General features: G+C 63.3%; 6 protein-coding genes. 3 read left to right on the top strand and 3 right to left on the bottom strand.

The window, feature by feature from the left end; all coding sequences use genetic code 11:
* The 3 genes from FSO04_RS44975 to FSO04_RS44965 all read right to left on the bottom strand — a co-directional run.
* The coding region (locus FSO04_RS44975) for a hypothetical protein (RefSeq protein WP_154567834.1) at positions 1-187 on the bottom strand (187 nt) is incomplete at its 3' end.
* Between the two features lie 67 nt (positions 188-254).
* On the bottom strand, positions 255-452 hold the full coding sequence (locus FSO04_RS44970; RefSeq protein WP_154567832.1) for a hypothetical protein: 198 nt from the start codon (positions 450-452) through the stop codon (positions 255-257).
* Positions 453-640: 188 nt separating this feature from the next.
* Positions 641-871: a hypothetical protein gene (locus FSO04_RS44965; RefSeq protein WP_154567830.1), complete on the bottom strand. Its 231-nt coding sequence runs from the start codon at positions 869-871 to the stop codon at positions 641-643.
* A 232-nt stretch (positions 872-1,103) separates the two neighbouring features.
* On the opposite strand from FSO04_RS44965, the gene FSO04_RS44960 reads away from it, so the two are divergent.
* The 3 genes from FSO04_RS44960 to FSO04_RS44950 all read left to right on the top strand — a co-directional run bounded on the left by FSO04_RS44960 (position 1,104) and on the right by FSO04_RS44950 (position 4,429).
* The gene (locus FSO04_RS44960; RefSeq protein ID WP_154567828.1) at positions 1,104-1,754 is read left to right on the top strand and encodes a GNAT family N-acetyltransferase; all 651 of its coding nucleotides are present in this window, start codon (positions 1,104-1,106) and stop codon (positions 1,752-1,754) included.
* 3 nt (positions 1,755-1,757) lie between these two features.
* Positions 1,758-2,822 (top strand): EscU/YscU/HrcU family type III secretion system export apparatus switch protein, encoded by a 1,065-nt coding sequence (locus FSO04_RS44955; protein WP_154567826.1) that lies wholly within the window; start codon positions 1,758-1,760, stop codon positions 2,820-2,822.
* A gap of 221 nt (positions 2,823-3,043) precedes the next feature.
* Complete coding sequence (locus FSO04_RS44950) at positions 3,044-4,429, top strand: sigma-54-dependent transcriptional regulator (RefSeq protein WP_233465455.1); 1,386 nt, start codon at positions 3,044-3,046, stop codon at positions 4,427-4,429.
* Positions 4,430-4,804 lie beyond the last annotated feature (375 nt).

Here is a 4,804-nt window from a genome sequence, read left to right as displayed (position 1 = left end):
AACCACCACCGCCACCGCCCGACTCACCGGCTTGCATGCCTTCCATGAAAGCCAGTTCCAACTTCAGCTTGTTGTTTTCGCCCACTTCCTTCGACAGATCCTGCGCGCCCGCCGAGTCGTCGCCGAGGTTGACCTGGGTGCCGTCGCTCATGGTGACGGAGTTGTTGCTGCTGCTGTGATGACTCATTTTCAATCTCCTTAAGTGAGAGGAAGAAACACCAACTACTCAGACCACATTCCCGAAACGCTGACGATCAGGAATACTTCGCGCCGTCCGCGGCGTCGCTATTCATCTTCTGCATGCTCTGCAGCGTGTCCGATTCCGTCTTGAACTTCGTGTTGATCTGCGTTGCCGCGGTCTGGTACTGAAGCTCCATATTCGCGGTCTGGGTCTGTGCGTTCAGAGCATCACTGATCGTGCTCTGCATGTTGGAAGTAACCGAAGTCGCCATGAAAACTCTCCTTGACGTTGAACCAACGCGGACGTCGCGGCCCTGGCACACCCTCGTGGCGTGCCGCAACGGCCTTGCTTTGGCTGCCGGAATGGCAGCCCCCATTTCCTCGCCCGGCCGTATCGAACGGCCGCGCTTGGAACCCTTTGCGAACCGGGCGGCGACGCGCTGCCCGGCTATAGGCGGCTCTAGTTGTAGCCGCCCTTCTGGACGCCGTCCTTGACGACGTCCGCAAGACTTTTTACACCTTCTACCTTCGCGTGCATGATGCTGTTGAAGGTCGTTTGCTGTTCCTGCAGGTTCAGCGTGAGCATCGACATCTGCCGCATCGCATCGATCGAGTTCATCGTGCTGGAACCGGGACCGGCTGCCTGGAGCGCGCTCATATCCGGCATGACGTTCATATCGCTAGTCGACATGTTGGTACTCCTTCTAATATCCGAGACCGGCCGAATGGTTCTGCAGCACGGCTGCCGCATTTCCTGACCGCCTCCCCCCCATTGGTAACGACTTTTTTCGACTGGTTCACGGCGCGTCGAATCAATTTTGCGGCGATTGCCTCGAAACGAACCGTCGCGCACCGCGCCGTTACCAAACACCGTATCCGGTGCGGCCCACGCCGCCGGCCACTCAATCACGGGGGTTCTCCATATGGAAGTCGCTCTGCCAGCCAGCACAAGCTGTGTCGACGAAGCCGCGCAGCCGTCGCGCACGGTGCATTGCGCACCGCCGTCGTTCACCACATCCCGTCTCCAGTTCGTCCCGCTAGCGCCGGTGCACGCCGAAGATCTGGTCTCGATGCAGAACGACCCGCAGGTATGCCGCTATCTGACCCACGACGTCTACTCCGCGTATGAAAGCGCGCTGGGACTCGTGCACTACTCCAACGAAGAGCACGTGCGGCATCCGGGCCTGGGCATCTGGCATGTCTCGACGCGCACGACCCATCGCTTCGTCGGTATCTTCAGCCTGCATTACGTTCATGCGCTTCAGGCAGTGGAGCTCGGCGTGGTGTTTTCGCGCGACGGTTGGGGCAAGCGTCTGGTGCCCGACTTCGGGCGCGCGGTGCTCAAGTACGCCTTTCGCACGCTCGGTGAACGACGGCTCATCGCGCTCACCGATCCCGCCAACCGTTCGGCCGCGTTCTGGCTCGAGGCCTATGGTTTCTGGCTCAAGGCCGACGTACTGGTGGACGGCGTGCCGCAGTCGCTGTTCCTGATCGACGAGGCAACGTGGACGCAGTTGCACGGCGACGCGGACGGTAACCCGTATGCGTGGCGCGCACGCGCAAAGCGCGGCTGAAGGATGTCCGGCGACAAGACAGAAAAGCCCACCGCGAAACGGCTCCGCGACGCCCGCAAGAAAGGCCAGATTCCGAAAAGCGCGGAGCTGGTGTCCACCTTCGTCTATATCGCGGTGATGGGGCTGTTGTTGACGAGCCGATCCGTGATCTGGCAGTGGATCGAAGGCTTTTCCGACTTCGTGTTCCGCATCGCATTCACGGACAACTTCGAGCGCGAACTGCCGCATCTGCTGACCTCCACGTTCATCGCGGTCGTCGTGCTGGTCGTGCCGGTGACGTTGACGGCGGCACTCGTCGCAGTCATCGCCGGCGCGATGCAAACGGGCGGACTGATCACGATGGAACCGATCATCCCCAAGCCCGAGAAGGTCAACCCGATGGCGGGGCTCAAGAAGATTTTCTCGGGCAAGACGCTCGTCACGTTCGCGCTCACGCTCCTCAAGGCCGGGCTGCTCGCGCCGCTGCTGTATGCGTTCATCAAGGGGGCGCTGCCCGACCTCATGCGCGCCAACGAACTGCCGCCGGCGTACATCGGTCTCACGGGCTTTCTGCTCGTGCTCAAGATGATGTTCTTCGCGGTGCTCGTGTTTCTGCCGATGTCGGTTGTCGATGTCGCAATGCAGATCCATTTCCATATCGAGCAGTTGAAGATGTCGAAGCACGACGTCAAACAGGATTTCAAGGAAACCGAGGGCGATCCGTTCATCAAGTCGCACCGCAAGGCCCTCGCCAAGCAGATGGTGCTCGGCAACGCGCCGATGCCAATCAGCAAGGCGTCGGCCGTGGTCACCAACCCGACGCATCTAGCGGTCGCGCTGTACTACGATCCCGCCGAAACGCCGCTGCCGATCGTGATCGCGAAGGGCGCGGACGAGCGTGCCGCGCTGATCCGCGAAATCGCCCGGGCCGAAGGCGTGCCGATGATGCGCAACGTGCCGCTCGCGCGCCAGCTCTACGCGGCCACGGAGGAAAACGAGTTCATCAACAGTGACGCGTTCGAGCCGGTCGCCGAGCTGCTGCTGTGGGCCGACGAGGTTCGCGAGGCTTTGCGAGCCCCCGAAGCCTGACGGTCTGCAGCGCGCCTGAACCCGCGCGCGCCGCGCGTTACTCAGTAGGTGGCGGCGCCCGATGCCGGGCACGCGCCGCATGCGCACACCCGCGCGGGCATGCCGTAAAATGGCGCATTCCCGCCGGCGCGCGTCCCGATGCCAACACAACCGCGCTAAACGCCAGGCGTTTCCGCTGCCTGACTTTGCTACCGACTGCTATTGACCGCCGCGACTCACCGATGATGGCTTCGACTCCGCTCACACCCGTTCCTGACCGGGCTCCCAGTGTGGTTCTCGTCGAAGACGATGCCGACCTCAACCAGAGTCTGGTGAAAACGCTCGAGCTGGCCGGCTTCGAAGTCATCCCCTTCGCCTCGGCCGAAGCAGCGCTCGCGCGTCTGGAGGCGGGCGACGTCGACGCCGTGCTGGCCGATCTCTACCTGGACGGAATGACCGGCATCGAGCTGCTCGCACACATCCATGCGCGCGACGCCGAGTTGCCGTTCATCGTGATGACGGCGCAAAGCGACATCGCCACCGCGTTGCGCGCGATTCGCGAAGGCGCCTACGATTTCATCGGCAAGCCGTTCGAGCGTCAGTACGTCACGACGCTGCTCAGGCGGGCCGTCGCGCAACGTCGGCTGGCGCTGGAAAACCGCGCGCTGCGCGAGTGCATCGCCAGCACGACGGGGCTCTCGAGCATCCTGCGCGGAGTGAGCCCCGCGATGCAAAAGCTGCGCGATCTCGTGCTGAGGTTGGCCGCAAGCCGCGCCGACACCGTGGTGCTGGGCGAGACCGGCACCGGCAAGGAGCTGGTGGCGCGCTGCGTCCACGAGTTCAGCGGCGTGCGGGGACGGCTCGTCGTGCTGAACTGTCCGGCCATCCCGGATCAGGTGTTCGAGTCGGAGCTGTTCGGCCACGAACCCGGCGCGTTCACCGGCGCGGGCAAGGCGCGAGCCGGCAAGGTCGAGCAGGCCGACGGCGGCACACTGTTCCTCGACGAAATTGACGCGATGCCGTTGCATCTGCAGGCCAAGCTGCTGCGCGTGCTGCAGGACCGCACGGTCTCGCGGCTCGGCTCCAACGACCGCATCCCGGTCAATTTCCGCGTGGTCGCTGCAACCAAGGTCGATCTGAAAGCGTATAGCGATGCTGGCAAGTTCCGGCTAGATCTCTACTACCGGTTGAACGTGCTGCCGCTAACCATCGCGCCGCTGCGCGAGCGCCATGAGGACATCGCGACGCTGTTCACCCACTATGTCGACGACGCGGCGACGCGCTTCGGTCATGAGCCGCGGGCTCCTTCGGTGGAGGTCATGCAGCAGCTCGCCGCGTATCGCTGGCCCGGCAACGTGCGCGAACTCAAGGGCGTCGCGCAACGCTTCCAACTTGGTCTGCCGCTGGGACTCGAGGGTGCGCAGCCACGCGAGGCGCTGCAGCGGGCGTCGCTCGAGGAGCTCCTTGCGACGGTTGAACGCGAGATGCTGGACGCTGCATTGCGTCGACATCGCGGCTCGGTCAGCGCGGTCTGCGAGGAACTCGGCATTACGCAGGCGACGCTTTACCGGAAGCTGGGCACGCATAGCATGAAACTGGGTGACTTTCGCGGCGACAGCAGCGTTTGACTGGATGTAACGAAGAGGCGACGAGGCGCAAAACCGGGACGCGGATTGACCTGCTCCCGCGCGAAGCAGGGCGCCGGATGCCGAATGGTCGATCCCGGCGCCAGGGCTTACAGATAGCTGGTCACAATTTCTGCGCCGCGTCGAGAGACACTTGCTCGAGCTCGGCTTTCACATCGAGGCCGAGCCCGGCGGCGCCAGATAGCGTCTGCTACGCGCCCTGAAAGACGCTGCCGACCGCGCCCTTCACTCCGTCGGCTGTGGTACAAATAACGATCAACGAATCGGTTCGAGTGTCGGCCTGACCGATTTCAGGACCCGCGATGAGCAAGCTCAAGCGTCTGGACGGGCTGTTCGCCGGCGGTCACTTTGATCGTG

Source organism: Paraburkholderia madseniana (assembly GCF_009690905.1).
GTDB classification, from domain to species: Bacteria; Pseudomonadota; Gammaproteobacteria; order Burkholderiales; family Burkholderiaceae; genus Paraburkholderia; species Paraburkholderia madseniana.
The sequence above is the reverse complement of the archived record's forward strand: the minus strand, read 5'-3'. Positions and strand labels throughout refer to the sequence as shown.